The following is a 17,561-nucleotide window of genomic DNA, read 5'->3' on the forward strand; positions in this document are numbered from 1 at the left end:
CTACCATGGCGCCTCTGTTCCTTCAGGTGTTCGATCATGGCGTTTCGCCCTCTCACGGCCAGAGCACCCGCCGTTCTGTTACGCGAAGCCAAACCGCTGAAAGCCATCCTCGGCCATGCCCAGCGTCTGGAGCATTTGCAGCGCCTGCTCGAAAGCCAGCTGCAACCGGCCGCCCGCGAGCATTGCCGGGTAGCCAAGTGGCGCGAAGGCGAGCTGTCGCTGGTGGTCACTGACGGCCATTGGGCAACGCGCCTGCGCTATCAGCAAAAACGTCTGCAACGACAACTGCAATTGTTCGAAGAGTTCGCCAACCTGACGCGGATCAAATTCAGCGTGCGCCCGCCGATCATCCAGCACCGGGCGGTTGGACACACCATGGATTTGTCCAGCAGTGCGGCGGAGACGATTCAGTCGACGGCCGACGGGATCAGCGATCCGGGATTGCGCGCGGCGCTGGAGCGGTTGGCGGCGCATGCCAAAAGCAAAACCTGACCGTGCACACCATTCCCCTTGTGGGAGCGAGCCTGCTCGCGAAGAGGCCGTGTCAGACGACATTGATGTTGAATGACACAGCGCTTTCGCGAGCAGGCTCGCTCCCACAGTTTGGATCTCCGATTCGCCTGAGATCAGCGGCGCTTGCTGCCTCCGAGCAGAGAGCCCATCAACCCGCGCACCAACTGCTTGCCAAGGTTATTGGCCGCCTGGCGCATCGCTGATTTCAGCGCCTGCCCTGCCGCCGTGCCGAGGAATTCTCCCGCGCGGTCAGCCAGGCTCGGCTCTTCGGCCGCCGCTTTGCCCGCTGGTGTTTCAGCCTCGGGCGCCAGCCCTTTGCGGCCCATCAAGATCTCATAGGCCGACTCGCGATCGATCGGCTTGTCATAACGGCCCTTGAACGGTGAGCCGGCGATCAGCACGGTGCGCTCGGTTTCGGTCAGCGGGCCGATCCGCGATTGCGGCGGTGCCACCAGCACGCGCTGGACCATTTCCGGGGTGCCCTTCTCGGTCAGCGTGCCGACCAGCGCCTCACCAATACCTAACTCAGTCAGCACCGACAGACTGTCGAACGCCGGATTCGGCCGAAAGCCATCCGCAACCGCACGCAGGGACTTCTGCTCTTTGGCGGTGAACGCACGCAGGCCGTGTTGAATACGCAAGCCCAACTGCGCCAGCACGTCATCCGGCAGATCCGCCGGCGACTGAGTGACGAAGTACACGCCAACGCCTTTGGAACGAATCAAGCGCACCACTTGCTCCAGGCGTTCCTGCAAAGCCTTGGGCGTGTCGCCGAACAACAAGTGCGCCTCATCGAAGAACAGCGCCAGCAGCGGCTTGTCAGCATCGCCGCGCTCGGGCAGTTGCTCGAACAACTCGGCCAGCAGCCACAGCAGGAACGTTGCGTAAACCTTCGGCGCCTCGTGCACCAGACGGCTGGCGTCGAGCAGGTGGATGCGTCCCCGGCCATCGGCGCCCGGTTGCAGGATGTCTTCGAGTTGCAGCGCCGGCTCGCCGAACAGGGCTTCGGCGCCCTGCTGTTCCAGCGTCGCCAAACGGCGCAGCAGTGCCTGGCTGGAGCCGGTGGTCATCAGCGCGGCGTCTTCGCCGAGCAACTGTGGATTGTCCTTGAGGTGACTGAGCAGCGCTTTCAGATCCTTGAGATCCAGCAGCAACAGCCCTTCGCGATCCGCCACCTTGAACGCCGCGTACAGCGCCGACTGCTGACTGTCGGTCAGCTCGAGCAGGCTGCCGATCAGTAGCGGACCCATTTCGCTCAACGTGGTGCGCAGCGGGTGACCGGATTCACCGTGGATGTCCCACAGCGTCACCGGGTAAGCCTGCGGCGTATGACCGAGCCAAGGCATGCCAGCGATGCGCTCGGCCACTTTGCCCTGCGGGTTGCCAGCGGCGCCGAGCCCGCAGAGGTCGCCCTTGATGTCGGCGGCGAACACCGCCACACCGGCATCGCTGAAGGCTTCGGCCAGACGCTGCAAGGTCACGGTCTTACCGGTGCCGGTGGCGCCGGCGATCAGCCCGTGGCGGTTGGCCAGGCGCATGGCCTGAGCGATGGGTTGCGCGGCCGGACCAGCGCCGATAACGAGTTGCGAGGAGTCAGGCATTTTCTCACCCAATGGTTAATCTTTGATGACACATGGCCGATACATAAAGTGGACAGACCCGTCAGAAAATCGGGTCGCACATTTCCCTAAGGAGAGCCGGAAATATCAGTTTTTCAACCTTGCCCATAGTGCGCGCCTCTATCAAAGCATGCCCAGGACATTAAGACCTTAGCGGAACCCCAAGCCATGAACAAAAACCTGCGCTTCAGCCATAAGATTTTGCTTGCCGCCGCTCTCATCGTCATTGCCGCCTTCGCCTCGTTCACGTTGTACAACGACTGGCTGCAGCGCAATGCGATCCGCGATGATCTGAACAACTACCTCAACGAAATGGGCGAGGTCACCGCCGGCAACATCCAGACCTGGCTCAGCGGGCGCATCCTGCTGATCGAGAACGCCGCGCAGAACATCGCCATCAACCCGGAACCTGCCACGGTCGCCAGCCTGCTGGAACAGAAAAGCCTGACCTCGACGTTCATGGCCACCTATCTGGGCGATGCCACCGGGCATTTCACCATCCGCCCGGACGTGAAGATGCCGGACGGTTTCGATCCGCGCGTACGCCCTTGGTATAAAGGTGCCGAAAGCAGCAGCACCTCGACCCTGACCGAACCCTACATCGATGCGGCCACCGGCCAGTTGATCATTTCCATCGCCACCGCGTCGAAAAAGGCCGGGCAGAGCGTCGGCGTGGTCGGCGGCGACCTGAGCCTGCAATCGCTGGTCGACACCCTCGCCGCACGGGATTTCGACGGCATGGGCTATGCGTTTCTGATCAGCGCCGACGGCAAGATCCTCGTCCACCCGGACAAGGCTTTGGTGATGAAATCGCTGCAAGAAGCCTACCCGCAGGACACGCCGCGCATCAGCAGCGATTTCAGCGAAGTGAGCGTCGACGGCAAAACCCGCATCGTCACCTTCGCCCCGATCAAGGGGCTGCCGTCGGTGAACTGGTACATCGGCCTGTCGATCGACAAGGATCAGGCCTACTCGATGCTCAGCGAATTCCGTACCTCAGCGGTAATCGCAACCATTATTGCCGTGGCAATCATCATCGCCCTGCTCGGCATGCTGATCCGCCTGCTGATCCAGCCGCTGCACGTGATGAACCGCGCGATGGAAGACATCGCCGACGGTGAGGGCGACCTGACCAAACGCCTGAACATCGTCAATAACGATGAATTCGGCATCCTTGGCACCGCGTTCAACCGCTTCGTCGAGCGCATTCACGGTTCGATCCGCGAAGTGTCCTCGGCCACCGGCCAGGTCAACGAGGTCGCCCTGCGCGTGGTCGCAGCGTCAAACTCGTCGATGTACAACTCTGACCAGCAAGCTTCGCGCACCAGCAGTGTTGCCGCCGCGATCAATCAGCTCGGCGCCGCCGCCCAGGAAATCGCCCGCAATGCTGCGCAAGCGTCGAATCAGGCCAGCGACGCCCGTGGTCTGGCCGAGGATGGCCAGCAAGTGGTCGAGCGCAGCATCAAGGCGATGAACCAACTGTCGAGCATGCTCAGCGCGTCGAGCACCAACATCGAGTCGCTGAACAGCAAGACCGTCAATATCGGCCAGATTCTCGAAGTGATCACCAGCATTTCCCAGCAGACCAACCTGTTGGCGCTGAACGCAGCGATCGAAGCGGCGCGCGCCGGTGAGGCCGGTCGTGGTTTCGCCGTGGTGGCCGACGAAGTGCGCAACCTGGCGCACCGCACGCAGGAATCGGCACAGCAGGTGCAGACCATGATCGAGGAGCTGCAAGTCGGCGCCCGGGAATCGGTGAGCACCATGAGCGACAGCCAGCGCCACAGCCAGGACAGCGTCGAGATCGCCAACCTTGCCGGCGAACGCCTGAACAGCGTGACCCTGCGCATTGGCGAGATTGATGGGATGAACCAGTCGGTGGCGACCGCGACCGAGGAGCAGACTGCGGTGGTTGAGTCGATCAATGTCGATATCACCGAGATCAACACGCTGAACCAGGAGGGAGTAGAGAACCTGCAAGCGACCTTGCGCGCGTGCTCGGATCTGGAGCAGCAGGCTTCGCGTCTCAAGCAACTGGTGGGCAGCTTCAGGATTTAAGCTGCGGCGACTGGCCACTTCGCGAGCAGGCTCGCTCCCACAGGGAAAATGCATTCCATTGTGGGAGCGAGCCTGCTCGCGAATATCTACCTTTCAACGAAACCCGACTGACACCCCACCGCGCAATCCCGACCGAACATCTATTCTGGATAAAGGTCAATCAAGGGAGAACGACACAGCGGAGGGTTGCTCATCGTGCATATCGCCGACATCACCATGTTCTACGCCCCGGCCAGCGGAGGCGTGCGGACTTATCTGGATGCCAAACACCGTCGCCTTGGCGAGCGCAATGCCATTCGCCACAGCCTGCTGATCCCCGGCGCGAGACTGGGTGAACATGACGGCATTTTCACGGTTCCGGCGCCCGCCCTGCCCTTCGGCAAAGGTTATCGCTTCCCCCTGCGCCTGGCGCCATGGCGAAACGTCTTGCAGGATCTGCAGCCGGATCTGATCGAAGTCGGCGATCCCTACCTCACCGCATGGGCAGCGCTGGATGCGCGGCGGCAGCTGGATGTGCCGGTGATCGGCTTTTATCACTCGGATCTGCCGCTGCTGGCGGGCAATCGCATGGGCCATTGGGTCACGCCGAATGTCGAGGCTTACGTGACTCGTCTGTACGGCAATTTCGATCGTGTGCTCGCGCCAAGCCAGGTCATGGCCGACAAGCTCATCGGGCTTGGCGTGCGCAATGTCCATGTGCAACCGCTGGGCGTGGATCTGCACACTTTCCATCCCGACGCCCGCGATCCTGGCTTGCGGGCTGAGCTGGGCATTGCCGAAGACACGCGCCTGCTGATCTTTGCCGGGCGCGGTTCCAAGGAGAAAAACCTGCCGGTGCTGCTCAAGTGCATGCAGCGCCTTGGTCCGCGTTATCACTTGTTGTTGGTCGGCTCGTCGATGCCTGCGGCGGTGCCGGACAACGTCAGCGTTATCGACGAATTCTGCCCGGCGCCGAAAGTCGCGCGGCTGATGGCCAGCGCCGATGCGCTGCTGCATGCCGGTGACCAGGAAACTTTCGGGCTGGTCATCCTTGAGGCCATGGCCTGCGGCATTCCCGTGGTGGCGGTGGCGGCCGGGGCGTTTGAAGAAATCGTCAACGAATCCTGCGGTCTGCTCTGCGCGCCGAACAATCCACAGGCCATGGCTAACGCCGTGCGTGAGCTGTTCAGTCGCGGCTGCGATCGGCTCGGCCGCCAGGCGCGCCAGCACGTCGAACGGCATTACGCCTGGGACACCGTGGTCGACAGTCTGCTCAGCCACTATCACGCGGTGCTCGGCCATACGCTGCCACGGGTGGCCAATGGTTGAGAACATGAAAGCGGTGTGCCTGGTATTGCACGACGTGGCGCCCTCGACCTGGGCGGACTACCAGCCCTTCGTCGAGGCTGTCGATGCCTTGGGCAAGGTGCCGATGACCTGGCTGGTGGTTCCGGACTTCCATCGCCACGATTCGCTCGATGCCAACCCAGCGTTTCGCCGAGTGCTCGATGCCCGTGTCGCCCGAGGCGACGAACTGGCGCTGCACGGCTACTACCATGACGATCAGGAGCCCCTGCCGAACACCCCGCGCGACTGGTTCATGCGCCGGGTCTACACCCATGAAGGCGAGTTCTATCGCTTGTCCCGCGAAGCAGCCCTGGCCCGCCTGCACGCGGGTCTGGAGATGTTTCAGCGCTACGACTGGCCGGTGAATGGCTTCGTCGCCCCGGCCTGGCTGATGAGCGACGGCACCCGCCAAGCCTTGCGCGAATTGCCGCTCAGCTACACCAGCGATCCGCAGCATCTTTATCGCTTGCCCGACTTCAGCGCCATCGCTGCACCCGGGCTGGTGTGGAGTGCGCGCAGTGCCTGGCGGCGCGGCTTGTCGAAAATCCTCAGCGACCAGCGCGAACAGCGCTGGCGCGAGGGATCGGTGATTCGCCTGGGGCTGCATCCGGTGGACATGCGTCACCGTTTTTCTCGCGATTACTGGTTGCACACGCTGCAACGCCTGCTGGCGGAGGGACGCGTGCCGCTGACCAAAATCGACTGGCTGGCCCGACAGCGCGGACAACTGGAACGCGCAGCATGAAGCGCAGCCTGTTGTTGCTGATCGGCCTGCTCGCGGCGGTGCTGATTCCGGTGCTGCTCGGCGGCGGCGAAACCTGGGCGCGCCTGCGCAGTTTTCCGCTGCACTGGCTGTTGATCATGTTCGGCATGATTCTGCTGTGCTGGGGCATCAATACGTTGCGCCTGCGTTTGTTGCTCGGCGACCAACGTGAAAAAGTCGCGCCATTGAAAAGCCTTGGCGTGGTGATGGCCGCCGAGTTCGCGTACTGCGCCACGCCGGGTGGCAGCGGCGGGCCGCTGACGATCATGGCCCTGCTCGCCCGTTGCGGCGTGCGTCCGGCGCGGGGCAGCGCGGTGTTTGCCATGGATCAGCTCAGCGATCTGCTGTTCTTTCTCTGCGCCCTGAGCGGGATTCTGATTTACGCGCTGTTCCAGCACCTGAGCGATCGTCTCGAGTGGCTGCTGACCGTCAGCGCCGTTTCGCTGTTTGGCGGTTTGTTCAGTTGCGTGTTGATCGCGCGTTATCACCGAGCGTTGATTCGCCTGAGCGGGCGGCTGTTGGCGGGGATGAACATTACGGCACGCACTCGCCGTCGCTGGGCGCGCAAGTTGCTGCACTTCCTCGCGGCATTTACTGATACCTTGAAACTGCCCTGGCAAACGCTGGTTCAGGTTTTTGCTCTGACCTGCGTGCACTGGCTGCTGCGCTACAGCGTGCTGTATCTGGCCTTGCGCGGGCTCGGCGCGGATTTGCAGTGGGCATGGAGTTTTCTGGTGCAGATGCTTTCGCTCGGCGCCGGTCAATTCAGCCTGTTACCTGGCGGCGCGGGAGCCGCAGAATTGACCTCCGCCGCGCTGCTCGCACCCATGGTGGGCAAGTCCACCGCAGCGGCGGCGATCCTGATCTGGCGCGTGGTGACGTATTACTTCTATCTGCTGGTGGGCGGGCCGGTGTTCGTATTGATGCTGGGCAAGCCGTTGCTGAAGAAGTTGATGAACGTCAGGCAGGCTTCTTAGGTTCGTCCTGCTCTTGCTGGAGTTGCTCCCAAAGTTCGGCGGCGCCGGGGAATTCGGTGCCGTCGTCCGGGCTCATGTCATCCGGGTCGTAACGACTCAGGCAACCTTCACCAAGGGTGGCGGGGGCTTTGGAAGTGGCTTTGTCCAGTGGATCGCTCATGGCTTTTCCTCGGGCTCAAATGACAAGGGCCTGAGCGATTCAACGCCCAGGCCCCTGGTTTTTCAAGCGTGGCGTGCTCGATCAGAACACAACCGTCTTGTTGCCGTGCACCAGCACGCGGTCTTCCAGGTGATAACGCAGGCCGCGGGCCAGCACCATCTTCTCGACGTCACGGCCGAAACGCACCATGTCTTCGATGCTGTCGCTGTGGCTGACACGCACCACGTCCTGCTCGATGATCGGGCCGGCGTCCAGCTCTTCGGTCACGTAATGGCAGGTTGCGCCGATCAGTTTCACACCACGCAGGGACGCCTGGTGATACGGCTTGGCGCCGACGAACGATGGCAGGAAGCTGTGGTGGATGTTGATGACTTTGTGCGCGTATTCGCGGCACATGTCCGGCGGCAGGATCTGCATGTAGCGCGCCAGCACCACCACTTCGGCGTCGTGCTGTTTGACCAGGCGCGACACTTCGTCGAATGCCGGCTGCTTGTCCTGCGGATTGACCGGCACGTGGTAGTACGGGATGCCGTGCCACTCGACCATGCTGCGCAGGTCGTCATGGTTGGAGATCACGCAGGCGATTTCGCAATCCAGTTCATCGCTGTGCCAGCGGTGCAGCAGGTCGGCCAGGCAGTGGGATTCGCGGCTGGCCATCAGCACCACGCGTTTTTTCTGCTCGGTGTCGGTGATGCGCCAGTCCATCGAGAACTCTTCGGCGATCGGCGCGAACTTCTCGCGCAACTCTTCAATACCGAACGGCAGGGAATCGGCACGGATTTCGTGACGCATGAAGAACCAGCCCACTTGATTGTCAGAGTGGTGGCTCGCTTCGGTGATCCAGCCATTATGAGAGGCCAGAAAATTACTGACTTTGGCAACGATGCCAACGCGGTCCGGGCAAGAGATCACCAGCCGAAAAGTGCGCATGAGGGGGAAACTCCAGAACTTCACAAAGGCCGCCATTCTAGCGACTGCGCAGGAAAACTGCAGTACGCATACGCGCCGGGTGGGACAAAGCATGGCGAAACGGCTTTCTGACGCAGCTCTTCCGTCAAGACCGTGACGCTTTAGCGGGGCTTTTGTCAGACAACTGTAAATATCTGTGCTGACTGCATCACATTATTTAACTGAACATTCAAATCGCGGCTAATTCCTGTAACTCATTTAAATAAAAAGCCGATCTAAATGTTTACTTGATGAAACAGCCTGACTATTATTGCGGCACTGTCCCCTGTCATTCAGCATTCTACAAAAGGTAGTACTCATGTCCTTGATCAACGAATATCGCGCCACCGAAGAAGCCATCAAAGAGCTGCAAGCCCGTCTGAAGAACCTGTCCGAAGACGACAAACTGCAAGCCGAACTGGAATTCGAAGGCAAACTGCGCACGCTGATGGGTGAATACTCCAAGTCGCTGCGTGACATCATCGCGCTGCTGGATCCAGAAGCCAAATCCAAGGCTCCACGTGGCGGCGCAGTAAAAACTACCGGCACCAAGCGTGCACGCAAAGTTAAGCAATACAAAAACCCGCACAACGGTGAAGTCATCGAAACCAAAGGTGGCAACCACAAGACTCTGAAAGAGTGGAAAGCCAAGTGGGGCGGCGACGTGGTTGAAGGCTGGGCTACCCTGCTGGGCTAAGCCGCAACGCCTTCGCAGAGCGATCCGCGAACAAAAGAACGCCAGCTAGCGCTGGCGTTTTTTTATGCCCGTAATTTATTGTCCGGGCATGTTCGATTTCACAGATTCAAACGTTTGCGTAATGCCTGGACATAATTCTGCCAGTCATTGAGCACCTCTCGCTGCATCGGTGACGCACTAAGCGACCATTGCTCGGCGGCCTCGATAAATGACTGCACGGTATTCGGCGCACCTGCCTCGGGTTGCGTAAGGCGCTGCTGACAAAATAATTTCCAGCGCTCTTGCTCGGCCACATCCAGGGTGTCCGGAAAGTTGCGTGCTCGATATCGAAAAAGTAATTCAGGCAAACGTTCATCATCGAAAGGCCACTGCTCTTGCGCCAATTGCGCAGGGTCGGCCGTTCGAACTTGTTCGCATAAACGACGATCACGATCACCGATAAATCCATCGTACAACTGCTGCTCGGGATCTTCGCTGGGAGTGAAATCTTCGCTGGCATAAATCGCCGCGACTTTATCTTTCCAGACTTGTTGTGCGTCAGTTAGTCGCACAGCCCGCTCCTGATAAAGCGCCATGTCCAGCCCAAGGCGCTGCTGGTCTTGCGCGCGCAATACCGCCAGCGGCGCTACAACCGGGCAACGATTGATATGAATCAGCTTGAGCGGTACCGGTAACTCACCTTCGGCCAACTCATCGCGACGGGTATAAAGACGCTGACGCAAGGCTTGCGCATCGAGGTCCAGCAACCCCTGCGGATCAAGATGCAGATCACAGACGATCAGGGCGTTGCGATTCTTCGGGTGCCAGGCCAGCGGCAGCACCACGCCGACATAACTGCGCGCCGCCGAGAAACGCCCGGACACATGCACCAGTGGCTGCAACAGGCGGATCTGATCCATCACCTTTTGTTTGCTGCGCAACTGGAACAGCCACTCGTAGAGCTTGGGTTGTTTCTCGCGAATCAGCCGCGCCAACGCGATGGTGGCGCGCACATCCGACAGCGCCTCGTGAGCGTGCCCGTGATCGATATTGTTGGCCGCCGTGAGGCGTTCGAGCTTGAGGGTCACGCGGCCTTCATCATCGGTCGGCCAGACCAGACCGTCCGGGCGCAATGCGTAAGCGGCGCGCACCACATCAATCAGATCCCAGCGACTGTTGCCACCCTGCCATTCACGGGCATAGGGGTCGAAGAAATTGCGATACAGGCTGTAGCGGGTCATCTCGTCGTCGAAACGCAAGGTGTTGTAACCGGCGCCACAGGTCCCCGGTGTGGCCAGTTGCGCATGCACGCGAGTCATGAAATCGGCTTCGCTCAGGCCTTTTTCAGCGAGCTGACCGGGGGTGATACCAGTGATCGCGCACGCCGCCGGGTGTGGCAGGATGTCTTCGCTGGGCTGGCAATAGAGATTGACCGGCTCGTCGATTTCGTTGAGCGCATGGTCGGTGCGAATCCCGGCCACTTGCAGCGGTCGGTCGTTGCGCGGATTGATGCCAGTGGTTTCGTAGTCGTACCAGAAGATTGAAGTCACGGGCGAATCCTGAACAGAAGATCGGCGAAGTCTAGGCGCTCCAAGGTTGCCACGGCCAGTCTCGTAGCCCGCGAACAACAATTTCTCCATATTCCTACAGGTGAATCGTATTTTCCCTGTGTGCGAGCCTGCTCGCGAAAGGTTTCTGTCAGTTGCAAATGGACTGACTGATCCGCCGCATTCGCGAGCAGGCTCGCTCCCACACCCGAGAGGCTGCTAGCATCAGGCGCACTTGCACCCCGAACAGGCGAACATCAGGTAGCCCATGCTCGAGCCCACAGCACCGCGAAGGAAAGCACCGCTGGATACGCGCCATCAGGTCGAAACGCCAGAAGGCATCGACCTGCCGTTGCGTCCCGCTGGGCTGATGGTGCGCGCCGTGGCGTTTGCCATCGATCTGGGCATTCGCGGCTTGATCCTCGGCGTGCTGTTCATCGCGCTGGCATTTCTCGGCAAGCTCGGCATGGGCCTCGGTTCCTTGCTGCTGTTTGCCATCAGCTGGTGGTACATGGTGTTGTTCGAGGTGCTGCGTCAGGGCCGCTCGCCGGGCAAGCAATGGCTGGGTTTGCGCGTGGTACACGATGACGGCACGCCGATCGGTTGGTCGGCCTCGCTATTGCGCAACCTGCTGCGTTTTGTCGATTTGCTGCCCTTAGGCTATTTCCTCGGAGCGCTCAGTTGCCTGCAACACCCGACCTTCAAACGCCTCGGCGACATTGCCGCCGGCACCTTGGTGGTATACAGCGAGCGGCCGCTGAGCCGACCGCAATTACCTGATGCCGAACCTCGTCGCTGCCCCGTTCCACTGACCTTGAGCGAACAACGCGCGGTACTCGGTTTCGCCGAGCGTCAGGCCGAACTCTCTCCCGCACGGGTCAACGAGCTGGCGGCATTGCTGGCGCAGCCGCTGCACATCTCTGCGCCCAAAGCCGTGTCTGAACTCAATGGCATCGCGCGCGGCCTGTTGGGGCCGACCCCATGAAGCAGAGCCTGTTCGAAAGTCGCCACAAGGCCGAATGGGAGCGTTTCGCCGTGGCGCTTGAACGCCTCGAACACGGCAAGGATACGGCGCAAGTCAGCGATTTTCCCAAGGCCTATCGACGTCTCTGCCAACATCTGGCTCTGGCCCAGGCGCGTGGCTACAGCAGTTTTCTGATCGATTCATTACAGCAGCAAGTGCTGCGCGGCCATCAACAGCTCTATCGGCATCGCAGTCGCCTCGGGGCGCTCATCATCAGCTTTATCCTCGCCGACTTCCCGCGACTGGTGCGCGAACAGTGGCGCTTTGTTGCGGCCGCCAGCCTGTTGTTCTTCGGCAGTCTGATCGGTTTCGGCGTGCTGGTTTATCTGAACCCGGAACTGATCTACAACCTGATTCCGGCCGAACAGGTGCGCGAGATGCAAGGCATGTACGACCCCGTCGCCGGCCACCTCGGACGCTCGGCCGAGCGAGCGGCCAGCGAAGACTGGGTAATGTTCGGCTATTACGTGATGCACAACACAGGCATCGCCTTCCAGATGTTCGCCAGCGGTTTGCTGATGGGTGTGGGCAGTGCATTTTTCCTGCTTTACAACGGCATGATCATCGGCGCGGTGGCGGGGCATCTCAGCGAAATCGGTTTTGGCCAGACCTTCTGGTCGTTCGTCATCGGTCACGGCGCATTCGAACTAACGGCGATTGCCCTCGCCGGAGCGGCGGGCCTCAAATTGGGCTGGGCGCTGATTGCACCGGGCTGCCTGACACGCGGCGAGGCACTCCGGCTGGCTGCGCGCAAGAGCGTGTTGCTGGTGTGCGGGGTCATGCTGTTCCTGCTGATCGCCGCTTTTATCGAGGCTTACTGGTCGTCGAAAACCAGTGTCACGCCGCTGACCAAATACGCCGTCGGCACCGCGCTGTGGCTGGCCGTCGCGGTGTATCTGCTGTTTGCCGGAAGGACCCGCCATGCGCCTGAGTGACGCCAGCGTAGTGATCCGCCCGCGCACGACCTGGGAAGCCATGGACCTGGGCGTACTGATGAGCCAGCAGCATCGGCGGTTGTTGATGACCAGTTGGGCGATCGTCACCCTGCCGCTGTTCGCCGTCCTCAGCCTGTTGCTGTGGGATTCGCCGTCGTTGGCGGTGTTCATTTTCTGGTGGCTGAAACCGGCCTTCGAACGCCTGCCGTTGTACATCCTCTCCAAAGCGCTGTTCGGCGAAACCCCGACGCTCAAGCAAGCCCTGCGTGAATGGCCGCGCCTGCTCAGGCCGCAAGTGCTGGCGAGTCTGACCTGGCGACGACTGAGCCTGAGTCGCAGCTTTGTACTGCCGGTGACGCAACTCGAAGGCCTCGACGGCGAGGCCCGACAACAACGTCTGCAGGTGCTGCTGCAACGCAACGGCGGCGCCGCGCAATGGCTGACGATTATCGGCGTGCATCTGGAGACAGCACTGTGGATCGGCTTGATGCTGCTGTTCTACATGCTCTTGCCGCAGCAGATCGAGACCGACTGGGACTGGCAATCACTGTTGCTCGCCGCCGATCAGGACTGGCGCTGGCTGGAGCACCTGACCAACGCTTTTTATGCGCTGATCCTGGTGGTCTGGGAGCCGGTTTATGTTGCCTGCGGCTTCAGCCTCTACCTGAACCGCCGCACACAACTGGAAGCCTGGGACATCGAGTTGGTCTTCCGCCGTTTGCGCCAGCGCTTGAACAACGGCGTGCTCGGTGTGTTGCTGGCCGCGTGCCTGTTGCTGCCGAACCTGCAACCGGTATGGGCCAGCGATGCGCCGGATGCTCCTCGGTTGTTGAATCAGCCGCTGACCAGTCAGGCCTCGCGCGACAGTATTCAGTCGCTGCTCGAACAACCGCCGTTCAAGAACAAGGAAAGCGTCACCCGCTACCGCTTTGGCGACGACCCGGCAAGTCCGGCCAAAGACGCGCAAGCGGGTGAGGCACCGCAGTGGCTGAAAACCCTGCTCGGCTGGCTCGATGGTCGGCACCTCGATACCCTCGCCGGCGTGATTGAGGTGCTGCTGTGGGGCGCGCTGATCGCGGCGCTGGGCTGGCTGGCCTGGCGTTATCGCGAATTCCTCCGGGCTTTCGTCAGCCGCCGCCCGAACCTGCCTGCGCGCAGCAAACCGCCGACGTCGCCACAAGTCTTCGGCCTCGATCTGAGCCGTGAAACCCTGCCGGATGACATTGCCAGCAGCGCCGAACAATTGTGGCTGAGCGAACCTCGCGCCGCGCTGGGCCTGCTCTATCGCGGCCTGCTCAGCCGTCTGCTGCATGATTTTGACCTGACGCTGAAAGCCGCCGACACCGAGAGCCAGATCCTCAAACGCATTGAGCAATTACAACGCCCGGACCTGCTCGCCTACAGCCGCAACCTCACTGTTCACTGGCAGAACATGGCCTACGGGCACCGACTTCCAGCTGCGCACCTGCAAGCAGAGCTGTGCAACGGCTGGCGTGAATTGTTCGGCAAAGGATCCGGGCATTGAACCGGCGCATCGGCTGGTCGTTGGCTGCGCTGGCGCTTGTGCTGCTGGGCGGCTTGAGCCTGTTCCTCTACCTCAAGGCCCGGCCCTATCAGGAAACCGTCGATCACGGCCCCTCGCCTGCCGCGCAAGCCAATCCTTATCTGGCGGCGGAAATGTTCCTGCGCGAGCGCGGCCTCGCGGTCAGTCACGCCGAGACCCTGGCGGTACTGCCGCAGATCGATCCGCACAGCCACACCTTGTTGTTGTTCGGCGAGCGCGCGCGGATGACGCCGCGTGAAGTCGATCAGGTGCTGAACTGGACTCGCGCCGGCGGACGCTTGGTATTTGTCGCGGAATCGCTGTGGGATGCGCAAACCCGGCAAAGTAATGATCTGCTGCTCGACCGGGTGCAACTGCAGCAATCGCTGAGCAAGGATCTGAAAGATGCTCCGCAAGCAGTGGAAAAGGACCGCTACCCGAAACTCACCAAGCTCTATCTGGAAGACGAAGACGCGCCGGCCTACGCCGGTTTCGACACCGACTTCCACCTCGACGACCCGAACAATGTCGCGCAAGCCTGGGCCAACAGCGCCAAGGCCACGCACATGATGCAACGGGTGTACGGCCTCGGCACGATCACCGTGGTCACCGATGCCGAGTTATGGAAAACCGGCGCTATCGGCAAGTACGACAACGCCTGGCTGCTCTGGTACCTGAGCGCCGACACCGACGTCACGCTGATTTACAACACGGCGCACGATGGCTTGTGGACCTTGCTCTGGCGCTACTTCCCGCAGGCCATCGTCGCCCTGCTCGCCTTGATCGGCCTGTGGTTGTGGCAGGCCGGCGTGCGTCACGGCCCGGTGCAAATGCCGGCGCCAGCAGGTCGCCGCCAACTGCTGGAGCATCTGCGTGCCAGTGCCGACTTCCTGCTGCGCCACAACGGCCAGCAGGCGCTGCTGCAAGCCTTGCAACAAGACATCCTGCGCAGCGCCCGCCGCCGCCATCCCGGTTTCGATCAATTGAATGTGGCCGAGCAATGGCTGGCGTTATCGCGCCTGACCCGGCAACCCACCCGCGCCATCAGCCAGGCCCTGAGCCCACGTCCGAAGCAGCGTTTGTCCAGCGCCGAATTCAGCCGCCAGGTCGCTCATCTGCAAACCTTGAGGAACGCGTTATGACTGAACAGATCGAGCCCGGCAGCGTGACTCACGCTGCCCAGCAGCGCCAGCGCGCCAGCCAGTTGGCGCAGGCAGTGCGCAATGAATTGAACAAGGCGCTGATCGGCCAGGATGCGGTGGTCGACGATGTCCTGACCGCGCTGATCGCCGGCGGCCACGTGCTGCTCGAAGGCGTGCCCGGTCTGGGCAAGACCTTGCTGGTGCGGGCACTGGCGCGATGCTTCGGCGGCGAGTTCGCGCGCATCCAGTTCACCCCGGATCTGATGCCCAGCGACGTTACCGGCCACGCCGTGTATGACCTGCAGACCGAGCAGTTCAAGCTGCGCAAAGGCCCGCTGTTCACCAACCTGCTGCTGGCGGACGAGATCAACCGCGCCCCGGCAAAAACCCAGGCGGCATTGCTCGAAGCCATGCAGGAACGCCAGGTGACACTCGAAGGTCGCCCCCTGCCCATCGCGCAACCGTTCATGGTTTTGGCGACGCAGAACCCGATCGAACAGGAAGGCACCTATCCGCTGCCGGAAGCCGAGCTCGACCGTTTCATGCTCAAGGTGCGCATGGATTATCCCGACGCCGATCAGGAGCTGAACATGGTCCGTCAGGTCTGTCGTTCGACCCGCGCCGACATGCTCGATGTGCAACCGCTACGCACAGTGTTGCAAGCCAAAGACGTGCAGGCGTTGCAGCGTATTGCCAGCGATCTGCCGCTGGATGATCAGGTGCTCGATTACGCCGTGCGCCTGGCGCGCAGCACGCGCAGCTGGCCGGGCCTCACCCTCGGCGCCGGGCCGCGCGCCTCGATTGCACTGGTGCGTTGCGCCCGTGCCCGCGCCTTGTTGCGCGGCGGCGAGTTTGTAATCCCGGATGACATCAAAGGCTGCGCGCTGGCCGTGCTGCGCCATCGCGTGCGCATCGCTCCGGAGCTGGATATCGAAGGGTTGCAGGTCGATCAGGTGCTGCAGCAAATGCTCGATCAAGTGCCGGCGCCGCGCCTGTGAAACCCGCGCGCCTGCTGCTGATCTGGCTGGCTCTGCTGCTGGTTTCCAGCATTGTGCTCGGCACTTTGCAGGCCTTGCAGATCGACCTCCCGTCCAGCCTGATTTCGATCAACTGGGGGCTGCTGCTCGCGCTGTTGGCCCTGGCGGTTATCGACGCTGTGCGCCTCAGGCGCCTGCCCTCGCCACGCATCAAGCGGCAGATGCCCGGCAGCCTGGCTCTGGGACGCTGGGCAGAGGTGAAACTGGAAATCAGCCATGACTTCGCCGAGCCACTGGACATTGACCTTTTCGACCACATTCCTGACGGTCTCGCATTTGAACATTTGCCACTGAACGTCGAGCTTCGAACCGGCCAAATCAGCCACATCAGTTACCGCTTGCGCCCAACCAGGCGCGGGCATTTCAGCTTCGAACACTGCGAAGCCAACCTGCCGAGCCCGCTGGGATTGTGGTCAGGCAAGCGCCTGCTGAAGATCGCCGATCAGACCCGCGTCTACCCGGACTACGCCCGACTGTACGGAGGTGAGTTGCGCGCCGTCGACAACTGGCTCAGCCAGCTCGGTATACGCCAACGGCAACGTCGTGGTCAGGGCATGGAATTCCATCAGTTGCGCGAATTTCGCGAGGGCGACAGCCTGCGCCAGATCGACTGGAAAGCCACCGCCCGCCAACGCACGCCGATTGCGCGCGAGTACGAAGATGAACGCGATCAACAGATCATTCTTCTGCTCGATTGCGGAAGGCAAATGCGCAGTCAGGATGGTGAGTTGTCGCACTTCGACCACGCGCTCAATGCCTGTCTGTTGCTCGCCTATGTGGCGTTGCGTCAGGGCGATGCGGTGGGGTTGAGTACGTTTGCCTGCGATCAACCGCGCTACGTGGCGCCGGTCAAAGGCAGCGGTCAACTGAATGTGCTGCTCAATGCGATTTATGACCTCGAGAGTACGCAGCGTCCTGCTGATTTTCAGGCTGCTGCCAACCAGTTGCTGGCTCGGCAGAAGCGCCGGGCGCTGGTGGTGCTGGTGACCAATTTGCGCGATGAAGATGATGAACTGCTGGGCGCGGTCAAGCGCCTGAGCGCAGCACACCGAGTGCTGGTGGCGAGTCTGCGCGAAGAAGCGCTGGATGCGATGCGTCAGACCGCGGTGCAAACGCTGCCCGAGGCATTGGCCTACTGCGGCACCGTCAACTTCCTTAATGAGCGTTCGGAACTCCATGAGCGGCTGAGTGCTCATGGAGTTAATGTGGTGGACGTCCGCCCCGCAGGATTGGGAGCCGCACTGGTGAAGCGCTATTTTCAGTGGAAAAAATCCGCCACGTTCTAATCCGACG

General features: G+C 61.4%; 16 protein-coding genes and 1 pseudogene. 13 read left to right on the forward strand and 4 right to left on the reverse strand.

From position 1 onward, the window contains the following. The first annotated feature begins 36 nt into the window (after nucleotides 1-36). Nucleotides 37-492, forward strand: a complete 456-nt coding sequence (locus HU724_RS22100) for a DUF721 domain-containing protein (protein WP_016773483.1) — start codon at nucleotides 37-39, stop codon at nucleotides 490-492. 134 nt (nucleotides 493-626) lie between these two features. Here HU724_RS22100 and HU724_RS22105 read toward each other — a convergent pair whose 3' ends face one another. After that, a complete protein-coding gene (locus tag HU724_RS22105; RefSeq protein WP_186567650.1) occupies nucleotides 627-2,114 on the reverse strand; it encodes a helicase HerA-like domain-containing protein in 1,488 nt (495 codons plus the stop codon). Between the two features lie 186 nt (nucleotides 2,115-2,300). Between HU724_RS22105 and HU724_RS28060 the strand changes: the two are divergent. From HU724_RS28060 to gpgF, 5 genes and pseudogenes are all read left to right on the forward strand, one after another. Further along, nucleotides 2,301-3,332 (forward strand): annotated as a pseudogene (locus tag HU724_RS28060) (HAMP domain-containing protein); the annotation flags it as partial. Nucleotides 3,333-3,425: 93 nt separating this feature from the next. Then, nucleotides 3,426-4,190, forward strand: a complete 765-nt coding sequence (locus tag HU724_RS28065; RefSeq protein WP_425375757.1) for a methyl-accepting chemotaxis protein — start codon at nucleotides 3,426-3,428, stop codon at nucleotides 4,188-4,190. Nucleotides 4,191-4,385: 195 nt separating this feature from the next. Further along, nucleotides 4,386-5,498 (forward strand): N-acetylglucosaminyl phosphatidylglycerol synthase, encoded by a 1,113-nt coding sequence (gpgS, locus tag HU724_RS22115; RefSeq protein WP_496197724.1) that lies wholly within the window; start codon nucleotides 4,386-4,388, stop codon nucleotides 5,496-5,498. After that, the gene (gene gpgD, locus HU724_RS22120) at nucleotides 5,491-6,261 is read left to right on the forward strand and encodes an N-acetylglucosaminyl phosphatidylglycerol deacetylase (RefSeq protein WP_186567648.1); all 771 of its coding nucleotides are present in this window, start codon (nucleotides 5,491-5,493) and stop codon (nucleotides 6,259-6,261) included. The genes gpgS and gpgD overlap by 8 nt, the downstream gene beginning before the upstream one ends. Beyond that, nucleotides 6,258-7,256 (forward strand): glucosaminyl phosphatidylglycerol flippase, encoded by a 999-nt coding sequence (gpgF, locus tag HU724_RS22125; RefSeq protein WP_186567647.1) that lies wholly within the window; start codon nucleotides 6,258-6,260, stop codon nucleotides 7,254-7,256. The genes gpgD and gpgF overlap by 4 nt, the downstream gene beginning before the upstream one ends. Here gpgF and HU724_RS22130 read toward each other — a convergent pair. Further along, entirely contained in the window at nucleotides 7,240-7,416 is a 177-nt protein-coding gene (locus HU724_RS22130; RefSeq protein WP_016773478.1) for a hypothetical protein, read from the reverse strand. The two genes, gpgF and HU724_RS22130, sit on opposite strands and share 17 nt — an antisense overlap. An 81-nt stretch (nucleotides 7,417-7,497) precedes the next feature. After that, nucleotides 7,498-8,346, reverse strand: a complete 849-nt coding sequence (purU, locus tag HU724_RS22135; RefSeq protein WP_041479808.1) for a formyltetrahydrofolate deformylase — start codon at nucleotides 8,344-8,346, stop codon at nucleotides 7,498-7,500. Between the two features lie 337 nt (nucleotides 8,347-8,683). Between purU and mvaT the strand changes: the two genes are divergently transcribed. Beyond that, complete coding sequence (gene mvaT / locus HU724_RS22140) at nucleotides 8,684-9,061, forward strand: histone-like nucleoid-structuring protein MvaT (protein WP_016773476.1); 378 nt, start codon at nucleotides 8,684-8,686, stop codon at nucleotides 9,059-9,061. Between the two features lie 98 nt (nucleotides 9,062-9,159). Here mvaT and sbcB read toward each other — a convergent pair whose 3' ends face one another. Further along, nucleotides 9,160-10,590, reverse strand: a complete 1,431-nt coding sequence (sbcB, locus tag HU724_RS22145) for an exodeoxyribonuclease I (protein WP_186567646.1) — start codon at nucleotides 10,588-10,590, stop codon at nucleotides 9,160-9,162. Between the two features lie 265 nt (nucleotides 10,591-10,855). Between sbcB and HU724_RS22150 the strand changes: the two genes are divergently transcribed. The 6 genes from HU724_RS22150 to HU724_RS22175 are packed head-to-tail and all read left to right on the forward strand — an operon-like array spanning nucleotide 10,856 to nucleotide 17,554. Then, nucleotides 10,856-11,572, forward strand: a complete 717-nt coding sequence (locus HU724_RS22150) for an RDD family protein (protein ID WP_186567645.1) — start codon at nucleotides 10,856-10,858, stop codon at nucleotides 11,570-11,572. Then, the gene (locus tag HU724_RS22155; protein WP_186567644.1) at nucleotides 11,569-12,546 is read left to right on the forward strand and encodes a stage II sporulation protein M; all 978 of its coding nucleotides are present in this window, start codon (nucleotides 11,569-11,571) and stop codon (nucleotides 12,544-12,546) included. The genes HU724_RS22150 and HU724_RS22155 overlap by 4 nt, the downstream gene beginning before the upstream one ends. Continuing rightward, on the forward strand, nucleotides 12,533-14,071 hold the full coding sequence (locus tag HU724_RS22160) for a DUF4129 domain-containing protein (RefSeq protein ID WP_186567643.1): 1,539 nt from the start codon (nucleotides 12,533-12,535) through the stop codon (nucleotides 14,069-14,071). The genes HU724_RS22155 and HU724_RS22160 overlap by 14 nt, the downstream gene beginning before the upstream one ends. Continuing rightward, the gene (locus tag HU724_RS22165) at nucleotides 14,068-15,231 is read left to right on the forward strand and encodes a DUF4350 domain-containing protein (protein WP_186567642.1); all 1,164 of its coding nucleotides are present in this window, start codon (nucleotides 14,068-14,070) and stop codon (nucleotides 15,229-15,231) included. Before HU724_RS22160 ends, HU724_RS22165 begins: the two co-directional genes overlap by 4 nt. Continuing rightward, complete coding sequence (locus tag HU724_RS22170) at nucleotides 15,228-16,229, forward strand: AAA family ATPase (RefSeq protein WP_186567640.1); 1,002 nt, start codon at nucleotides 15,228-15,230, stop codon at nucleotides 16,227-16,229. The genes HU724_RS22165 and HU724_RS22170 overlap by 4 nt, the downstream gene beginning before the upstream one ends. Next, on the forward strand, nucleotides 16,226-17,554 hold the full coding sequence (locus HU724_RS22175; RefSeq protein ID WP_186567638.1) for a DUF58 domain-containing protein: 1,329 nt from the start codon (nucleotides 16,226-16,228) through the stop codon (nucleotides 17,552-17,554). Before HU724_RS22170 ends, HU724_RS22175 begins: the two co-directional genes overlap by 4 nt. Nucleotides 17,555-17,561: the final 7 nt, after the last annotated feature.

Source organism: Pseudomonas iranensis (assembly GCF_014268585.2).
GTDB classification, from domain to species: Bacteria; Pseudomonadota; Gammaproteobacteria; order Pseudomonadales; family Pseudomonadaceae; genus Aquipseudomonas; species Aquipseudomonas iranensis.

Bases quoted from the DNA above. Each gene is read 5' to 3' on its own strand.
- HU724_RS22170 (WP_186567640.1), top strand. From the start codon at position 15,228: ATGACTGAACAGATCGAGCCCGGCAGCGTGACTCACGCTGCCCAGCAG.
- HU724_RS22105 (WP_186567650.1), bottom strand. From the start codon at position 2,114: ATGCCTGACTCCTCGCAACTCGTTATCGGCGCTGGTCCGGCCGCGCAA.
- HU724_RS22100 (WP_016773483.1), top strand. From the start codon at position 37: ATGGCGTTTCGCCCTCTCACGGCCAGAGCACCCGCCGTTCTGTTACGC.
- purU (WP_041479808.1), bottom strand. From the start codon at position 8,346: ATGCGCACTTTTCGGCTGGTGATCTCTTGCCCGGACCGCGTTGGCATC.
- mvaT (WP_016773476.1), top strand. From the start codon at position 8,684: ATGTCCTTGATCAACGAATATCGCGCCACCGAAGAAGCCATCAAAGAG.
- HU724_RS22160 (WP_186567643.1), top strand. From the start codon at position 12,533: ATGCGCCTGAGTGACGCCAGCGTAGTGATCCGCCCGCGCACGACCTGG.
- gpgD (WP_186567648.1), top strand. From the start codon at position 5,491: ATGGTTGAGAACATGAAAGCGGTGTGCCTGGTATTGCACGACGTGGCG.
- HU724_RS22155 (WP_186567644.1), top strand. From the start codon at position 11,569: ATGAAGCAGAGCCTGTTCGAAAGTCGCCACAAGGCCGAATGGGAGCGT.
- HU724_RS28065 (WP_425375757.1), top strand. From the start codon at position 3,426: ATGTACAACTCTGACCAGCAAGCTTCGCGCACCAGCAGTGTTGCCGCC.
- gpgF (WP_186567647.1), top strand. From the start codon at position 6,258: ATGAAGCGCAGCCTGTTGTTGCTGATCGGCCTGCTCGCGGCGGTGCTG.
- HU724_RS22150 (WP_186567645.1), top strand. From the start codon at position 10,856: ATGCTCGAGCCCACAGCACCGCGAAGGAAAGCACCGCTGGATACGCGC.
- HU724_RS22130 (WP_016773478.1), bottom strand. From the start codon at position 7,416: ATGAGCGATCCACTGGACAAAGCCACTTCCAAAGCCCCCGCCACCCTT.